This window comes from Cyanobium gracile UHCC 0281 (assembly GCF_034931305.1).
In the GTDB taxonomy this organism is placed as follows: domain Bacteria; phylum Cyanobacteriota; class Cyanobacteriia; order PCC-6307; family Cyanobiaceae; genus Cyanobium; species Cyanobium gracile_A.
In genome coordinates this window covers 1-16,099 of the sequence record NZ_JAYGHY010000062.1, presented here as the reverse complement: position 1 = coordinate 16,099, position 16,099 = coordinate 1, and the positions used below count along the sequence as shown (strand labels likewise).

The 16,099-nt window shown below is 70.5% G+C and carries 21 protein-coding genes and 1 pseudogene; 13 read left to right on the top strand and 9 right to left on the bottom strand.

Features of this window, described 5'->3' with window-relative positions:
* Positions 1-124: pseudogene (locus tag VB739_RS14145) on the bottom strand (photosystem II D2 protein (photosystem q(a) protein)); the annotation flags it as partial.
* Positions 125-277: 153 nt separating this feature from the next.
* Between VB739_RS14145 and VB739_RS14140 the strand changes: the two are divergent.
* Both VB739_RS14140 and VB739_RS14135 read left to right on the top strand, forming a co-directional pair.
* Positions 278-844, top strand: coding sequence for a photosystem I assembly protein Ycf4 (locus tag VB739_RS14140; RefSeq protein ID WP_323357680.1), 567 nt, complete (start codon positions 278-280; stop codon positions 842-844).
* Position 845: 1 nt separating this feature from the next.
* Positions 846-1,589: a peptidylprolyl isomerase gene (locus VB739_RS14135; protein WP_323357679.1), complete on the top strand. Its 744-nt coding sequence runs from the start codon at positions 846-848 to the stop codon at positions 1,587-1,589.
* A gap of 31 nt (positions 1,590-1,620) precedes the next feature.
* Here VB739_RS14135 and ilvN read toward each other — a convergent pair whose 3' ends face one another.
* Together ilvN and VB739_RS14125 are read right to left on the bottom strand one after the other, a co-directional pair.
* Positions 1,621-2,151, bottom strand: coding sequence for an acetolactate synthase small subunit (gene ilvN / locus VB739_RS14130; RefSeq protein ID WP_216905094.1), 531 nt, complete (start codon positions 2,149-2,151; stop codon positions 1,621-1,623).
* Positions 2,152-2,239: 88 nt separating this feature from the next.
* Complete coding sequence (locus VB739_RS14125; protein ID WP_323357678.1) at positions 2,240-3,199, bottom strand: alpha/beta fold hydrolase; 960 nt, start codon at positions 3,197-3,199, stop codon at positions 2,240-2,242.
* 25 nt (positions 3,200-3,224) lie between these two features.
* Between VB739_RS14125 and VB739_RS14120 the strand changes: the two genes are divergently transcribed.
* The 4 genes from VB739_RS14120 (at position 3,225) to VB739_RS14105 (ending at position 5,803) form a co-directional block, all read left to right on the top strand.
* Positions 3,225-4,379 carry a N2,N2-dimethylguanosine tRNA methyltransferase gene (locus VB739_RS14120; protein ID WP_323357677.1) on the top strand — a complete coding sequence of 385 codons (1,155 nt, stop codon included), beginning with the start codon at positions 3,225-3,227 and terminating at the stop codon, positions 4,377-4,379.
* 22 nt (positions 4,380-4,401) lie between these two features.
* Positions 4,402-4,500: a cytochrome b6-f complex subunit PetM gene (petM, locus tag VB739_RS14115; RefSeq protein ID WP_015108796.1), complete on the top strand. Its 99-nt coding sequence runs from the start codon at positions 4,402-4,404 to the stop codon at positions 4,498-4,500.
* Between the two features lie 71 nt (positions 4,501-4,571).
* Entirely contained in the window at positions 4,572-5,534 is a 963-nt protein-coding gene (locus VB739_RS14110; protein WP_323357676.1) for an NAD(P)H-binding protein, read from the top strand.
* Positions 5,535-5,587: 53 nt separating this feature from the next.
* Complete coding sequence (locus tag VB739_RS14105) at positions 5,588-5,803, top strand: hypothetical protein (RefSeq protein WP_323357675.1); 216 nt, start codon at positions 5,588-5,590, stop codon at positions 5,801-5,803.
* Here the strand turns inward: VB739_RS14105 and VB739_RS14100 are convergent.
* The gene (locus VB739_RS14100; protein WP_323357674.1) at positions 5,775-6,392 is read right to left on the bottom strand and encodes a pseudouridine synthase; all 618 of its coding nucleotides are present in this window, start codon (positions 6,390-6,392) and stop codon (positions 5,775-5,777) included. The two genes, VB739_RS14105 and VB739_RS14100, sit on opposite strands and share 29 nt — an antisense overlap.
* A gap of 235 nt (positions 6,393-6,627) precedes the next feature.
* On the opposite strand from VB739_RS14100, the gene infA reads away from it, so the two are divergent.
* A complete protein-coding gene (gene infA / locus VB739_RS14095; RefSeq protein WP_015108791.1) occupies positions 6,628-6,897 on the top strand; it encodes a translation initiation factor IF-1 in 270 nt (89 codons plus the stop codon).
* Between the two features lie 16 nt (positions 6,898-6,913).
* On the opposite strand, the gene VB739_RS14090 is transcribed toward infA, so the two are convergent.
* Positions 6,914-7,204, bottom strand: a complete 291-nt coding sequence (locus tag VB739_RS14090) for a hypothetical protein (RefSeq protein WP_323357673.1) — start codon at positions 7,202-7,204, stop codon at positions 6,914-6,916.
* 120 nt (positions 7,205-7,324) lie between these two features.
* Positions 7,325-8,806 (bottom strand): DEAD/DEAH box helicase, encoded by a 1,482-nt coding sequence (locus VB739_RS14085; protein ID WP_323357672.1) that lies wholly within the window; start codon positions 8,804-8,806, stop codon positions 7,325-7,327.
* Between the two features lie 116 nt (positions 8,807-8,922).
* Between VB739_RS14085 and VB739_RS14080 the strand changes: the two genes are divergently transcribed.
* The 4 genes from VB739_RS14080 to VB739_RS14065 are packed head-to-tail and all read left to right on the top strand — an operon-like array spanning position 8,923 to position 12,845.
* Complete coding sequence (locus tag VB739_RS14080) at positions 8,923-10,080, top strand: NAD(P) transhydrogenase subunit alpha (protein ID WP_323357671.1); 1,158 nt, start codon at positions 8,923-8,925, stop codon at positions 10,078-10,080.
* Positions 10,077-10,370 (top strand): NAD(P) transhydrogenase subunit alpha, encoded by a 294-nt coding sequence (locus VB739_RS14075; protein ID WP_323357670.1) that lies wholly within the window; start codon positions 10,077-10,079, stop codon positions 10,368-10,370. The genes VB739_RS14080 and VB739_RS14075 overlap by 4 nt, the downstream gene beginning before the upstream one ends.
* A complete protein-coding gene (locus VB739_RS14070; RefSeq protein WP_323357669.1) occupies positions 10,367-11,797 on the top strand; it encodes an NAD(P)(+) transhydrogenase (Re/Si-specific) subunit beta in 1,431 nt (476 codons plus the stop codon). Before VB739_RS14075 ends, VB739_RS14070 begins: the two co-directional genes overlap by 4 nt.
* Positions 11,798-11,813: 16 nt before the next feature.
* Positions 11,814-12,845 (top strand): YheT family hydrolase, encoded by a 1,032-nt coding sequence (locus tag VB739_RS14065; RefSeq protein ID WP_323357668.1) that lies wholly within the window; start codon positions 11,814-11,816, stop codon positions 12,843-12,845.
* Here the strand turns inward: VB739_RS14065 and VB739_RS14060 are convergent.
* Entirely contained in the window at positions 12,820-13,170 is a 351-nt protein-coding gene (locus VB739_RS14060) for a (2Fe-2S) ferredoxin domain-containing protein (RefSeq protein ID WP_323357667.1), read from the bottom strand. The genes VB739_RS14065 and VB739_RS14060 overlap by 26 nt on opposite strands.
* Positions 13,167-14,417 (bottom strand): 1-deoxy-D-xylulose-5-phosphate reductoisomerase, encoded by a 1,251-nt coding sequence (locus tag VB739_RS14055; protein WP_323357666.1) that lies wholly within the window; start codon positions 14,415-14,417, stop codon positions 13,167-13,169. Before VB739_RS14055 ends, VB739_RS14060 begins: the two co-directional genes overlap by 4 nt.
* Positions 14,418-14,471: 54 nt before the next feature.
* On the opposite strand from VB739_RS14055, the gene VB739_RS14050 reads away from it, so the two are divergent.
* Together VB739_RS14050 and VB739_RS14045 are read left to right on the top strand one after the other, a co-directional pair.
* Complete coding sequence (locus tag VB739_RS14050) at positions 14,472-15,446, top strand: DUF368 domain-containing protein (protein ID WP_323357665.1); 975 nt, start codon at positions 14,472-14,474, stop codon at positions 15,444-15,446.
* A gap of 32 nt (positions 15,447-15,478) precedes the next feature.
* A complete protein-coding gene (locus VB739_RS14045) occupies positions 15,479-15,700 on the top strand; it encodes a hypothetical protein (protein ID WP_323357681.1) in 222 nt (73 codons plus the stop codon).
* Between the two features lie 32 nt (positions 15,701-15,732).
* On the opposite strand, the gene VB739_RS14040 is transcribed toward VB739_RS14045, so the two are convergent.
* On the bottom strand, positions 15,733-16,099 hold a 367-nt coding region (locus VB739_RS14040; protein ID WP_323357664.1), incomplete at its 5' end, for a glycosyltransferase family 9 protein.

Genomic DNA, 16,099 nt, shown 5'->3' with positions numbered 1-16,099 from the left:
AGGCCGTGGGGAACAGCAGCAGACCGGACCAGCCCACGAAAACAAAGCGGTCGCGCTTGAGCCAGTCGTCGAGGACGTCGAACCATCCACGCGTGGCCGGTGCACGCCCTAGGGCGATCGTCATGGGTGAAAGCGGTGCGGATGACCCGCAGGGCTGTGGGTTACCGGGGGATGGTAACAACGTCGATCGGCCCCCCGTGCCAGGCGACACGGGCTGAAACTGACGCCTCCGGCACGCTTCGCGGCAGGATGGCGGGCCATTGCCCTTTCGTCCCGCATGGCTTCGCCCGGCGTCGCTTCCCCTTCGGCCGACGAGCAGGTGCTGGAGCAACCGGTGCTCGGCTCCCGCCGTCTCTCCAACCTGTTGGTGGCGGCCGCCGTCAGCATCGGTGGCCTTGGTTTCGTGCTCACGAGCGCCTCCAGCCGCTTCGGCCGCGATCTGCTGCCCATCGGCCACCCTGCGGCCCTCGTCTGGGTGCCCCAGGGTCTGGTGATGGGGCTCTACGGCGTGGCGGCGCTGTTGCTGGCCACCTACCTGTGGCTTGTGATCAGCATCGATGTGGGCTCGGGCCTCAACCGTTTCGATCGCGGGTCTGGCGAAGCCCGCATCAGCCGACGCGGCTTCCGCCAGTTGATCGAGGTGGTGATCCCCCTGCGGGACATCCAGGCGGTGAAGGTGGAGGTGCGCGATGGCCTCAGTCCCCAGCGACGCCTGGCCCTGCGGGTGCAGGGTCGCCGGGACATGCCCCTGACCCGGGTGGGAGAGCCGATGCCCCTGGCCGATCTGGAACTGGCGGGTGCCCGACTGGCCCGCTTCCTGGGTGTTCCCCTGGAGGGCCTTTGAGATGGCTCAGCAAGGCAAGCGACAGCGCACGACCTCTGCATCCCTTGGCTGGCGGCTGCTGCTCCTGGTGGTTCTGGGGCTGACACCCCTAGGCCTGGCGGCCTGCGCCGCCGACAGCGGCAACCAACCGCTGGGCTGTGAGGCGGCCACCACCCCCTGTCTGCAGGGAACGGCGGTGGTGGCCATGGAGACCAGCAAAGGACCGGTGGAAGTGAGCCTGGACGGTGCGGCGGCCCCGCTCACAGCGGGCAACTTCGTCGATCTGGTGCGACGCGGGGTCTACAACGGCACCGTGTTTCACCGGGTGGTGCGTGAGCCGGTGCCCTTCGTGGTGCAGGGTGGTGATCCCAGCAGCGCCGATCCGAAGGTGGCCCCCAGCGACTACGGCTCGGGCGGTTTCGTTGACCCCGCCAGTGGCGAGTCCCGGCGCATCCCCCTGGAGCTCAAGCTCAGCGGCAGCCAGGAACCCCGCTACGGCGAAGAGATCACCACCCCCACCGCCACGCGCCAGCTCGCCCTCACGCATGAGCGCGGCGCCATCGCGATGGCCCGCTCCAATGACCCCAATTCCGCCAGCGCGCAGTTCTATGTGGCCCTGCAGGCGCTGCCCGAGCTGGATGGCCGCTACGCGGTCTTCGGCCGGGTGACCAAGGGGATGGAGGTGATCGATCGCATCCAGCAGGGGGACAAGCTGATCCAGGCCCGGGTGATTGAAGGGGGCACGCTCGTCAAGAAGAAGCCCTGAGGCCCGCTCAGGCGGGGACGCGCTTGCCCTCTTACGCGGGGACGCGCTTGTCTGAGGCGGTGGCTTTGAGCAGCTCGGTGTTCACCCCCGAGGCCCGCTCCAGAGCCACCTTGCCCGTGCGGGCGATCTCCAGGATCCCGTAGGTCTCAAGCAGCCGTTCCAGGGCCACCAGCTTGCCCGGATCCCCCACCACCTCAAGGGTGAGGGCGTCGTCGGCCACGTCCACCACCTTGGCCCGGAAGACCTGGACCAGATCGAAAATGGCGCCGCGGTTCTCCGCCGGCGCCGCCACCTTCAGGAGCATCAGCTCGCGCTCCACCGCCGGAATGGTGGAGAGATCGATCACCCCGAGCACGTTGATCAGCTTGTTGAGCTGCTTGGTCATCTGCTCAAGGGTGCGGTCGTCCCCTTCCACCACCATGGTCAGGCGAGACATGCCCCGGTGCTCCGCCGGCCCCACCGCCAGGCTTTCAATGTTGAAACCCCGCCGGGCGAACAGACCGGAGATGCGGCTCAGGGCTCCCGATTCGTCTTCCACCAGCACCGAGAGGGTGTGCTTCATGTCGGGCTCGTGATCGGGGTGCGGCGGGGGACCGGAGGGAAAGCCGGCACGGTCTAACCAAAGGTACGCGCCAGGGGACGCCTTCCCTTCAGCCCGTCTCCAGACACTCCAGCCAGCGGAGCACCGCGCCATGGAAGGCGTCCGGGGTCTCATCGTGGGGACAGTGGCCGCAGGACGGGATCACCTGCAGGTCGAGGTCGTGGCGCAACCGCAGACACTGCTGGGACACCTCCAACGGCACCAGCCGATCCTGGCCGCCCCAGACCAGCAGGGTGGGCCGCCCCAGCCGTTGCAGCAGCGCGACGGCGGTGGCCTGGTACGGCCGCAGCGCCATGCCGATGCTCATCGCCCTCAGGGCCCGTACCGCTCCGGGGCGTCGGGCGGGCCGGGCGATCAGCCGACGCAGCTCCTGGTCACCGATCACCGGGTGGTGGTAGGCCGACTGGATGCCCAGGTCGAGCAGGGGGGAATGGGCCAGCAGCGGAACCACCAGCTCCAGGGGCAGGAGCCGCAGCAGAAGGTGGATCACCCCCCGTTTCAGTCGCCGGCGCCAGGGGGGACGGCGGGGCTGGCGGCGCCCGGCCATCAGCAGGCTGGGATCGGGCAGGGGCGCCGCCACCACGGCTCGCACCCACTGCGGGGCATACACGCTGCAGGTCAGGGCCACCAGACCACCGAGGGAATGGCCCACCAGCACGGCCGGCGCCTGGACCACCTCCGCCAGGAAGGCCTGCACCTGCCTGGACCAGAGGCGGTTGTCCAGGGCCTGATGACGATCCAGGCCCGGCTGGCTGGAGGCGCCGAAGCCGATCAGGTCGAGGCCGTAGACGCACCAGCCCGCTGCCGCCAGGGGGCCGGCGTTGTGGCGCCAGTGGCCGCTGGCGGCCCCGAAGCCGTGCAACAGCACCAGCGCCGGCCCGTCAGGAGGGCCCAGGCGGCGCCAGTGGCAACCGTGGCCGCGCCAGTCCCACTGGGCGTGGTCCCCCCAGTCGGCTCCCTGCTGCGGCGCGGTCTCCCCGGGGGCAGGCTGGAGGTCGGCGGACGACACCGATGGTTGCGGCAAGGACCCGGATTTGAGCGAACCCCCTCACTATTGCGAAGGTGCGGCCGTCGTGGAGACCGGTGACGGCTTCTTCCGACCCGCCTCCAGGCCCGCCAGGGACTTCGGCGTCCTGCTGGCGCGGACCCTGGTCGCCGCCGGCACCGATGGGCCCGTGCAGGTGCTGGATGGCATGGCGGGCTGCGGCATCCGGGCCCTCCGCTACGGCCTGGAGGGCGGTGCCACGGCGGTGTGGGCCAACGACGCCGACCCGGACCGCCTGCCCCTGCTGGAGCGCAATCTGGCCCGGCTGCCGGCGGCGGTGCACCGGCAGCTGAGCACCGCCACGGCCCAGCAGCTGCTGGCGGGCTGCCTGGTGGAGGGGCGCCGCTTCGAACTGGTGGATCTGGATGCCTTCGGCTGTCCGGCCGCCCTGGTTCCCCTGGCCCTCGAGGCGGTGGCCTTCGGCGGCGTGCTCTACCTGGCCAGCACGGACGGACGTTCGGCCACGGGCCATGACCGCCTGGCCGCCGTGCGCCGTTTCGGTGCCGCCGCCCGGGCCCATCCCGCCAGCTGGGAGATCGCCCTGCGCCTTCAGCTGGGGCTGCTGGCCCGGACGGCCTGGGCGATGGGGCGGGGGCTCAGCCCCCTGCTGAGCTTCAGCGAAGGCCGGGCGTTCCGCACCGCCGTGCGACTGGCGCGCCATCCTGCCGCCGGGGAGGAGGCCCAGCTGGGCCTGGTGGCCCACTGCCATGGCTGCGGTGATCAGCAGGTGCAGAGCCTGCTGCGGCTGGGCCGCTGGCGCCCCTGCGCCTGTCCCGGGGCCGCTTTGGACCAGGGGCCGGCCCTGGCGGTCAGCGGCCCGCTCTGGATCGGCCCCCTCCAGGATCCCGCCACGCTCGTGGCGATGCTGCAGCAGGCCGAGGGGGGGGGTGCCCATCTGGAGCGGCCGGGCCGGCGGCGGCTGGAGCGGCTCCGGGACGACCCGGCTGCCACACCCCGCTGCTGGCCCGTGGACGTGATTGCCCGCCATCTCGGTCAGGGGCCCCCGCCGCTGGCGCCGCTGGTGGCGGCCCTGAGGGCGGAGGGGTTCGCCACGGCGGCGAGCGGAGTCATGGCCGGCCAGCTGCGCAGCGAGGCCCCCTGGCCGGTGATCGTGGCTACGGCCCGACGGCTGCTAGATAGGTAGCCCGTTCCCCCTTGTCCGGGCCATGGCCTCTGAAATCTTCGGCACCGCCGCCATCTTCTGGGTGCTGATCCCCGTCGGGCTGGCGGGCGGCGCCCTGCTGCTCAAGCTCCTGAACGACTGAGCGCCGGAGTCCGGCTCCGCGCTGGAGCCAGACGCACCCTTAGGCTCAGCCCGCTTCCTTTGCAGGGGTCCATGAAGGTTCTGGTCGTCGGTGGAACAGGAACCCTCGGTCGCCAGATCGCCCGTCGTGCCCTTGATGCGGGACACACCGTCCGCTGCGTCGTGCGCTCGCCACGCAAGGCGGCCTTTCTGCAGGAATGGGGCTGTGACCTCACCCGTGGTGACTTGCTGGAGCCCGCCAGCCTCGACTACGCCCTGGAGGGCCAGGAGGCGGTGATCGATGCCGCCACGGCCCGGGCCACCGATGGCGGCAGTGCCTACGAGATCGACTGGGACGGCAAGCAGAATCTCTTCGCCGCCTGTCGGCGCGCCGGTCTGGGCCGGCTGGTGTTCATGTCGCTGCTGGATGCCGCCAAGCACCGTGGCGTGCCGCTGATGGACATCAAGGCCTGCACCGAGGAGTGGCTTGAGGCCTCCGACCTCGACTACACGATCCTGCGTGGGGTCGCCTTCATGCAGGGCCTGATCAGCCAGTTCGCGATCCCGGTGCTGGAGAGCCAGACCGTCTGGGTGAGCGGTGCACCGACGCCAATCGCCTACATGAACACCCAGGACGTGGCCCGCTTCGCCGTGGCCGCGCTTGAGCGGCCCGAAACGATCCGGCAGGCGTTCCCGGTCGTGGGGCCCAGGGCCTGGATCACCGGCGAGATCACCCAGCTGTGCGAACGGTACAGCGGCCGCGAGGCCCGGGTGTTCCGGGTGCCGCCGGTGCTGCTGGGGCTGATGCAGTCGGTCACAGGGTTCTTCGAAGCCAGCCTCAACGTGGCCGAACGCCTTGCCTTCGCCGAAGTTGTGGGTGGCGGCGAGCCCCTCACCGCGCCCATGGAGGCCAGCTATGCCGCCTTCGGCCTGGATCTCGCCGAAACGACCCGGCTCGAGGATTACCTCAAGGAGTACTACGACACGATCCTGCGGCGTCTGCGGGAGATGGAGTCCGACCTCGACAAGGAAGCCAAGAAGAAGCTTCCCTTCTGAAGCGGCATCAGCCGTCAGTTCGTGTGTACTATTGCTGGGGTTTGCCGGCGGTCATGGCGATTTCCCAGATCAAGAATCTTCAGCGGCGGCTGGCCAACCTGGAGGAGGAGGCCATCGCCGAGCTCACCCGCGCCTGCGGGCATGAGCTCTGGTCTTCGCTGGGCTTTGATGCCTTCGACACGCTCGAGGATCCGGATCGCCGCGCCCGGGCGAACTACTACTACGGCCAGCTCCAGACGGTCAGGGAGTTGAAGGACGCCCTGGTCTGAGCAGCGCCGCCAGGCGTTGTCGCTCCTGCGGGCTCACGGCGCGCCAGCTGCCGGGGGCCAGGCCCACCAGAGTCAGGGGCGGGCCGCCATCCATCAGGTCGATCGCCGTGCGCAGCAGGCGCAGGGTGGGCAGTCCCACTGCGGCGGTCATGCGCCGCACCTGGCGGTTCCGCCCCTCGCGCAACTCCAGTTCCAACCAGTCGGTCGGCACCCGCAGCCGGTGGCGGATCGGCGGATCTCTTTCGGGCAGGGAGGGGACGGCCACGGCCCGGGCCCGGGCCGGCAGGGTGCGTCGCCCCTGCACCATCACCCCCTGACGGAGGCTGTCGAGGGCCGGCGGGGTGATCACACCCTCCACCTGCACCAGATACCGGCGCCAGTGTCCCTGGGCTGGGTCGGTGAGCCGGGCCTGCAGCCGCCCATCGTCGGTGAGCACCAGCAGGCCCTCGCTGTCCGCATCCAGACGGCCGGCGGCATAGACGCCCGGTTGATCGACCAGCTCGGCCAGGGTGCCCCAGGGACTGCCCGGTTCCGGTCGGAACTGGCTGAGCACCCCGTAGGGCTTGTGGAGCAGCAGGGTGGTGGTCACTGCTCCAGACGAATCAGGTGCTTTCCCGGGCCCGCCAGAGGTTGACCACGCCAATCGAGATCAGCAGCAGGCCCAGATCCATCGAGATGGGAGGAAGGATCATCGGGTGGGGCCAGGGGCGCTCGGTCGGCCGACCCTATCGCTCCGGTCTTCCCAGCGTGTGAAGCGTTTGGGGGCGGGCACGGCCGGCGCTTAAGCTGAAACTCTGTTGTTTTCCTCAAGCCAGCCTTCCCGCATGATCGAAACGTCCGGTGTGATCGAAAAGGAGCAGGGCAACGGGTTCTACCTCGTCACCCTCGAGCAGCCTGCCGGTCACCAGTGCCTCTGCCGGGCGGCGGGCAAGCTGACCAAGTTCCGTATCAAGCTGCTGGCCGGGGACAAGGTGCTGGTGGAGATCAGCCCCTACGACCTGACCCGGGGCCGCATCACCTACCGGGAACGCAATGCCGGAGCCACCGGCCCGAGGCCGGGGGGCAACCGTCCCGGCGGGCCCAGGCGCCGCTGAGGCCGACCGGGGCGGCTCAGATTTCCAGCAGGCCGTCGGTTTCCGGGCGGCGGTCGAGGTGCAGATCCCTGGGAACCATCAGAACATTGGCCTGAAGCAGTTCGGGGTGGTCTTCCAGTGTGAGCAGCCACTCACGGAATTCCTCGTTGATGGCATAGCTGTCTTCGAACAGCTCACGGCCATCAAGGGCGGCCCGGCGGGCCAGGGCCCAGCAAACCGCCACAGTCACGCGGCGATGGCCTGCGGCATCCAGCGGGGCCTCAAAACCGCCGTCCTGGTCGCTGGCGTCGTCTCTTGGAGTGTCCATCGGGTTGATCTCGGTGGAAGTCCTGTGGTGCCCACGTTGACTGCTGGTGGGCACCTCGATGGTGTTGGTTGTCACATCGTTGCAAGAAAATCGGTGGCAAACGGCCCGATGCAGCCACTTTCAGGCCGATCCGCGCCGAAAGGGCGGCAGCACGGGCCCGCTGACGCTCAGCATCCGGCCGGCATCGTCCGCGATGGCCTGCAGCGGCAGGCGTTGGGCGCTGGCCGGGGAGCCGGCGCTGCCGGGCGCCGTTTCCGTCGGGCGGGGCCGGATCACGTAGGGCTCACTCACGGTCCAGGCCCGGGCATAGCTGATCAGCAGGGGATCGGCCGGCGCGAACACGTAGGACGGCCGTCGTGGGATGGTTTCCTGACCGGAGCGATCCCCGTCCATGCGAACGGCCCTGGTGATCGCCTGAACGAAGCGACTGCGGGTGACCACGGTGGTCAGGTAGGCCACCACCCGTAGCCGGGGGGCATCGAAGCCTTCGGCGCACATGTCGATACTCACCAGCCAGTCGGCCTCCCCGGCCTGGAAGGCCGCCAGACGCTGGGCCGCCTCCGGATCCTGGGAATGCACCAGGTGCACCCGGTCCCCTTCCTTGGCCAGCAGGTCGGCGATGCAGCCGGCATGGTCGATGTCGCGGGCCACCACCAGACCGCCGGCTCCTGGATGCTCCATCCGCACCCGTTCCAGGCGACGGCGGGCCTGCAGCAGCAGCCGCAGGGCGATCCCGCCCCGATCCCCCGGGCGGATGGCCCGACGCAGGTTGCGGGCCCGCCAGCTCTCCCGCTGTTCCGCCGAGAGGGGGGAGGTCTCGGTGTCCCGTCCGCCCTCCGGGCGCCCGTGTTCGACCCAGCCATCCTGAAAGCGGAATTCCAGGGGCCGCACGTCGCCGGCGACGATCAGGGCACGGGGCTCGACGCAGAGATCCGGGATGATGCGCTCGGCCGGTCCGTGCTGGTCGTGCATCCGCACCCGGCGGCCGGAACAGAAGCCGAGGTTGTCGGCGCGGAAAGGGGTGCCGGTGAGCCCCAGGCGTAGCTGGGCGCCGCCGCTGAGGCTGCTGAAGGCATGCCCCCAGGCGGTGGCTTCCGGTTCGAGGGGATCAAGGCCCAGGTGGTGCACTTCGTCGCCGATCGCCAGCCAGCGCCGGCCATGGAGATGGCCGGCCAGATCAAGCTCCAGGCGCCGGCGGTGCAGGGCGGCCGCCTGGTAGCTGAGCAGCAGACCCTGGCCGGTCGCTGCCGGTGGCGGTCCCCCCGGGGTCTCCCATTCCTGCAGGACCAGGCCGAGGCGGGCGGCGGCGCCGATCCACTGGCGGGCGATGGCGCTGCGGTGGCAGAAGACCACAAAGTGCTCCAGGCGTCCTTCCCGTTGCAGCTGCTGGAAGGCGAGCAGGGCCCCCAGGGTCTTGCCGGCGCCGGGACCGGCATGCACGAGCACGTCCTGGCCCCCGGGACTCGCCGCGACCAACCGGGCCCGCAGCAGCTGAATCAGCCGGCGTTGCCAGGCCCGGGGCTCGGGGCCGCGGGGGGCGCCGGGGACTCCCGGCAGGCCGGCAACGCGGCGCAGACCCAGATCGAAGGACGGTGGCGCCATGGGCCGATTCTGCTGGGCTGGCCAGGGCCCGGTGGGCGTGTCCGCACATTGGCGCCCGGTGGCTTGCCGTCACGGGCGGGCCTGTCTATCGCGGAAGAAGTGTGTGTGGCCCCGCGTTGGTCAAATTGCTGATTCCCAGGGAGACGGCTCCCGGAGAGCGGAGGGTCGCCGCGACCCCCGAAACGGTCAGGCGGCTGGTGACCAAGGGGGCGACCCTGCAGGTGGAACAGGGGGCGGGCCAGTCGGCCGGCTTCCTCGACGCCGACTACGCCGCCGTGGGCGCCGAACTGTGGGATGGGGAGGCCGGGGCCTGGGGGGCGGTCGACGGGGTGCTCTGTGTGCAGCCCCCCCGGAGCGAGGACCTGGGCCGCCTGCGTGAGCAATCCCTGCTGGTGGGCTTGCTGGCCCCCTACGGCGCCACCGCCCTGGTCGAGACGCTCAACGGCCGGCGGGCCTCCGCCATCGCCCTTGAGCTGCTGCCGCGGATCACCCGGGCCCAGTCGATGGACGTGCTCTCCTCCCAGGCCAACATCGCTGGCTACAAGGCGGTGCTGCTGGCGGCGGCCGCCCTCGATCGCTACGTGCCGATGCTGATGACCGCGGCAGGCACGATCCAGCCCTCCCGGGTGCTGATCCTGGGGGCCGGCGTTGCCGGGCTTCAGGCGCTGGCCACCGCCCGCCGCCTGGGCGGCGTGGTGTACGTCTCGGATGTGCGGCCGGCGGTGAAGGAGCAGGTGGAATCCCTCGGTGGCCGCTTCATCGACCCGCCGCAACTCGAAGAGGCCCCCGCCGAGGTGGGCGGCTATGCCCGCCAGGCCAGTGAGGCCTTCCTGGCGGCCCAACGCCAGCAGCTGGCCGACCAGCTGGCGTTGGCCGACATGGTGATCTGTACCGCCCTGGTGCCCGGCCGGCCGGCTCCCCGCCTGATCAGCGAGGCGATGCTCGACGGCATGCGGCCCGGCGCGGTGGTGGTGGATCTGGCCGTGGCCCAGGGCGGCAACTGCTTCGGCACGATCCCTGGGGCCACGGTGGAGCGCCGGGGCGTGCTGCTGATCGGGGCCGATTCCCTGCCCAGCACTGTGCCCAACCACGCCAGCGCCCTCTACGCCCGCAACATCGCCACCCTGATTGAGCACGTGCTGGGCGAGGACGGTTTCCGGCTGGATCCGGAGGATCCGATCCTGGACGGCTGTCTGCTCACCCATGCCGGCGCCTGCCGCCGCGCCGACATCGTCGAACCCGCCGGCCTGTCCCCCATCGGAGCCCGTTCATGAGCCTTCTGACGCAGTCCCTATGGGTGCTCCTGCTGGGCAGCCTGCTGGGGCTGGAATTGATCGGCAAGGTGCCCCCCACCCTGCACACCCCGCTGATGTCGGGGGCCAACGCCATCAGCGGCATCACCGTGCTGGCGTCCCTCACCCTCATTCAGAAGGCCGGAGATAACACGGCCCTGCTGGTGATCGGAGCCCTCTCCCTGGGCTTCGCCCTCTACAACGTGATCGGCGGCTTCCTCGTCACCGATCGCATGCTCGCCATGTTCCGCCGCAAGGGTGACAGCCGATGACGTTCTCCATGGATGCTTTTGCCGCCGCCATTGATCTGGCGGCCGTGCTCCTGCTGGCCCTTGGCATCAAGGGCCTCTCGAAGGTGAGCTCCGCCCGCGGGGCCAATGGTCTGGCGGCCCTGGCCATGGGACTGGCCGTGGTGGGGCTGCTGATCCAGATCCGGCCCGACCCGATCGCCTGGCTCTGGATCGCCGCCGGCAGCGCCGCCGGTGGGCTGGCTGGCCTGGTCACGGCCCGCCGGGTGCCGATGACCGCCATGCCGGAAACCGTGGCGCTGTTCAACGGCTGCGGCGGCATGGCCTCTCTGCTGGTGGCCATGGGCGTGGCCCTGTTCGATGGCGGCACGTCCGACATCGTCGCCCTGGTGTCGATCGCCGTGTCGGTGTTCGTCGGGGCGATCACCTTCAGCGGCTCGATTGTGGCCATGGCCAAGCTCCAGGGCTGGCTGGACACCCCCGGCTGGACCCAGAGCCGCCTGCGCCACGGCGTCAACATTTCGCTTGCGGTGCTCTGTCTGGTGTCGGCCGTGCTGCTGCCGGGCGATCCCTCCGGCCTGCCCCTGTGGCTGCTGATGGGGGGCTCCACCCTGCTGGGCATCGGCGTCACCCTGCCCATCGGCGGCGCTGACATGCCGGTGGTCATCTCGCTGCTCAACTCCTATTCCGGGGTGGCGGCGGCGGCGGCGGGCTTCGTGGTGGGCAGCCAGCTGCTGATCGTGGCCGGCGCCATGGTGGGGGCGGCGGGCCTGATCCTCACCCAGGTGATGTGCACCGCCATGAACCGCTCCCTGGTGTCGGTGCTCTTCGGTGGCGCCCTCGGGGCCAGCACCGGCGCCGTGGGCGGTGGCGGCAGCGAGGCGGGCTACACCCGCATCACCAGCTGCAGTGCCGAGGAATGCGCCATGGCCCTGGAGCAGGCCGAGCGGGTGGTGTTCGTGCCGGGCTACGGCCTGGCGGTGGCCCAGGCCCAGCATTCCCTGCGGGAGCTGGCCAAGCTGCTCGAGGGTCATGGTGTGGAGGTGAGCTACGCCATCCATCCGGTGGCGGGGCGCATGCCGGGCCACATGAACGTGCTGCTGGCCGAGGCCGATGTGCCCTACGAGCAGTTGCTGGAGATGGACCTGGTCAATCCCGAGTTCCCCCGCACCGACGTGGTGATCGTGCTGGGGGCCAACGATGTGGTGAACCCCCAGGCCAAGAACGACCCCACCAGCCCCCTGTACGGCATGCCCGTGCTGGAGGTGGATCAAGCCCGTCAGGTGTTCGTCGTCAAGCGCAGCCTGGGGGCCGGCTACGCCGGCATCAACAACGCCCTGTTCGAAATGCCCCAGACCGCCATGGTCTTCGGCGATGCCAAGGCGGTGCTCAACGGCTTGCTGAGCGAGCTCCGTTCCATGGGCGTGGGCAAGACGAAGGTGGCAGCCTGAGGGAGGGGCCGGTGTCGTGAGCCACCTTCCCCACCATCTCGGCCTGCCCCCCTTCCGCCAGCGTTCCCCCTGGATCGGCGGCGATCTGCAGACCCTGCGGGACACCCTGCGGCCCCTGCGGTTTCCCCCCGATCGTGCCGAGGCCATGCCGATCCCCCTGGCGGACGGCGACCAACTGGTGGCTCTGCTGGACCGTCCCGACGGTGGCGCACCGATCGGTCTGGTGCTGGTGCTGCATGGTCTGGGGGGCTCCGGCGACGGCCCCGGACCGCGGCGCCTGGCCCAGGCCCTGGCCGCCGAGGGCTTCGCCGTGCTGCGCCTCAACCTGCGGGGTGCCGGCCGCGGTCGGCCCCTCGCCCGGGGCACCTACTGCGCCCTCTGCAATGACGATCTGGGGCCGGCCGTGGCCTGGGCCCGGCAGCTGGCCCCCGACCTGCCGCTCTATGGCGCCGGTATTTCCCTGGGGGGCACGGTGCTGCTCAACGCTGGCCTGGGCGGCCTGGACTTCGATGGCCTGGTGTCCGTCAGCAGTCCCCTCGATCTGGGGGTCTGCGCCGTCCAGTTCGAGCGCCGCCGCAACCGGATCTACCAGCGCTGGCTGATGCAACGCCTGCGGGAGCAGACCCTGGCTGATCCGGGTGGGCTCCATGAGGCGGAGCGCCAGGCGCTGCTGGGGCCAACGCGGGCCCGCACGATCCGGGCCTTCGATGCGGCCATCACCGCGCCGCGCTGGGGTTTCGCCTCGGTGGCCGACTACTACGCCGCCGCCAGCCCCCTGGCTTCTCTGCTCGACGGCCGGCCTCTGCCCCCCACGCTGCTGCTGCATGCCGGCGACGATCCCTGGGTGCCGGTGGGCCCGCTGCGGCAGCTGGCGGCCGCCCTCCCCAGCCAGGCTGGGGCCGGCGCAGGAGCGCTCCCCACGGTCGTGATCACGCCCCATGGCGGACACAACGGCTTCCATGCCCCCGGTGATGGGTCGGCCTGCTGGGCCGATCGGCTGGTGGTGGCCTGGTTACGGCGCCTCAGCCGGGGGCAAGGGGGCGGCTGAAGGGGGTGCGGCGCACGATCCACTCCTCGATCGGCTCCCCGCCGATCACGTGCTGGTGCACGATCCGCTCGATCCGCTCGGGGGTGACGCCGCCGTAGGTGAGGCCCTCCGGCCAGATCAGCAGCACCGGCCCGTCGCAACAGACGCGCAGGCAGTCGGCCTTGGTGCGCAGCACTACCCCCTTGGGCCGGCCGGGCTCCTCCAGCCCCAGCTCCCGAACCAGCTGTTTGAGCCGATCCCAGCTGGCTGCCCCGACGGCCGGGTCGCCACAGAGCGCCTTGGTGGGCGTGGCGCAGAGCAGCAGGTGGTGCTGGACGCTGCTCATGCCGGCAGGGCCGGGGCCGGTTGGCCGCGGAGCGCGACCGCCGCCTCACGGGTGGCCTGGCGGGCCCAGGCGTCCACCGCCAGCACGTCGTCGAGGGTGGGGGTGTCGTGGTGGTCGGCGTGGTGGCGATCACAGACCCGCTCGATCAGCTCGGGGATCGCCAGGAAGGGAATCGCCTCGTCCAGGAACAGGGCCACCGCCTGCTCGTTGGCGGCATTGAGCACGGCGGGCATGGTGCCGCCGGCCCGGCCGGCGGCGTAGGCCAGCGCCATGCAGGGGTACTTGGCGCTGTCGGGGGCGCGGAAGGTGAGCTGGCCCACGGCGGTGAGATCGAGGCGGCGCCAGGGTGTCTCCAGCCGCTCCGGCCAACTGAGGCAGTAGAGCAGGGGGAGCTTCATGTCGGGCCAGCCCAGCTGGGCCAGCACCGAGGAATCGGCCAGCTCCACCATCGAGTGGATGATGCTCTGGGGGTGGATGACGATCTCGATGTGGTCGTAGTCGAGGCCGAAGAGGTAATGGGCTTCGATCACCTCCAGCCCCTTGTTCATCAAGGTGGCCGAATCCACGGTGATCTTGCGCCCCATGCTCCAGTTGGGGTGGCTGGTGGCATCGGCCACCGTGGCCTTGGCAAGATCGGCGGCGGGCCAGTCGCGGAAGGCGCCGCCGGAGGCGGTGAGCTGGATGCGCCGCAGGCCCGGTGTCGGCACGCCGGTGGAGAGGCGGGCGGTGTCGGCCCAGGGGGTGCCCTGCAGGCACTGGAACAGGGCTGAATGCTCCGAATCGGCGGGCAGCAGCCGGCTGCCGCTTTTTTTGAGTTCGGGCAGCACCACCGGGCCGGCGGCGATCAGGGTTTCCTTGTTGGCCAGGGCCAGGTCCTTGCCGGCCCGGATCGCCGCCAGGGTGGGCAGCAGGCCGGCGCAGCCGACGATGCCGGTGACCACCAGATCGGCGCTGGCCCAGGCGGCGGCGGCGCAGAGGCCCTCGGAGCCGCCCACCAGTTCGGGCAGCCGGGCCGGACGCTGCGCCGGTTCCAGGGCCGCCAGGCGGCTGGCCAGCTCGGCGACCCGGTCGGCCTCGGCCAGGGCCACCACCTCCGGCTGGTGGCGGATGATCTGCTCCACCAGCAGATCGAGGTTGCGGCCGGCGGTGAGGGCCACCACCCGGAAACGGTCGGGAAACTCCTCGGCGATCTCCAGGGTCTGGGTACCGATCGATCCGGTGGAGCCCAGCACGGCGATGGCTTTCACGGTGGGGCCCCCGTAGGGTTCGTGGCGATCCAGTGTCCCATCTCCTCTTTCGCCATGGCGGACGGCCTGCCCGATTCAGCTTCCCCCTTGACCCCGCCAGCGGCGAAGGCGGGCGGGTTCTCCCTGCCCTACGTGGTGGCCTGTGGCCTGGCGATGGGCTCGGCGGATGTGGTGCCCGGGGTTTCGGGCGGCAGCATGGCCTTCATCCTGGGGATCTACGGCGAGCTGCTGGAGGCCATCGCCGGCTTCGACCTCGGGTTGCTGGCCCTGCTGCGCCGCGGTGCGTGGCAGGCGGCGGCGGCCCGGATTCATCTCGGCTTCCTGGTGCCGCTGGTGGCAGGCCTGGCGGTGGCGGTGCTGGTGATGGTGCGGCCGATCACCTGGCTTTACGCCGAACATCCGGTGTTCCTGTTCGCCTTCTTCTTCGGGCTGATCCTGGGGGCCATCCTGCTGATCGCCCGCCACGCCCACTGGGGCGTCCAGGGCCTGGTGGCCATGGCGCTCGGCGTGGCGCTGGCCCTGTTGCTGGTCACCCAGGCTCCGGTGACCATGCCCCACGACCCGTTCACCCTTTTCTGGAGCGGGGCGGTGGCGATCATGGCGATGATCCTGCCGGGCATTTCCGGCTCCTTCCTGCTGCTGGTGCTGGGCCAGTACCAGTACGTGATGGAAGGGGTGAAGGGGCTTGATCTGTCGATCCTGCTGCCCTTCGCCGCCGGCTGTGCCGTCGGTCTGATCAGCTTCGTGCGGCTGCTGCGCTGGTTGCTGCATCGCTTTCACGGCCAGGTGGTGGCCCTGCTGGTGGGTTTCATGGCCGGTTCCCTCTGGAAGATCTGGCCGTTCCGCACGGTGCTCGAATCCACCCGCAACGCCAAGGGCAAGCTGGTCGTGCTGCGCGATGCCCTGGCGGCCCCCCCGGATGCCGGCAGCCTGGTGGTGGCGTTGCTGCTGGCGGCCGCCGGGATCCTGCTGGTGGTGGGGATCGAGCAGCTGCAGCACCGGGTGGGCGTGGAGGAGATGGGGGGGTGATGGCTTAACTGGTGCCTCGCCGATCCCTTGTCATGTCGTGGCTGCAGCGCTGGAACTTCATCGAACGGGCCCGGATCGAGCGCCAGCTGTGGGACGCCTTTGAGCGTCGCGAGAATCTTGAGGTGTTGGTGGAGGAGTGCCGCCAGGCGGTGACGGCCGGTGATCGCGAGCGGGCCTTCCAGCTGGAGGTGTGGCAGACCACCCTGCAGCGAATTCGCAAGCTGGAAAAGCTGATGGCAGACAAGCAGCCCTGAGCGGGTCGACGTTCCGATGGCACCGTCGTTGTTCAGAAGACGCTGAGGGGCCTCGGGTCCGGCCTCTGGGCCAACCGCTGCCACGCCTGCTGCACCAGGGGCCACACCAGCTCGGGCGGCAGTCCGTCCATGCAGCTGTGATGCTCCAGGGGGCAGGCGGGGTTCTCGAAGCGGACCTGGAGGCAGCCGCTGCAGCGGTGATCGCTGCGGCTGATCCAGACGTGCTCGGCCCGGGGCGCCCAGAGATCGCGGGGACTGGCACCGATGCCGTCCGCGTCGGTGCCGAAGAGGGCCACGGTGGGGCAGCCGGCGGCGGCGGCCAGGTGCAGCGGGCCTGAATCGACGGCGATGCAGAGGCGGCTGCGGGCCAGGGCGCCCACCAGGGCCGGCAGGCTGAGC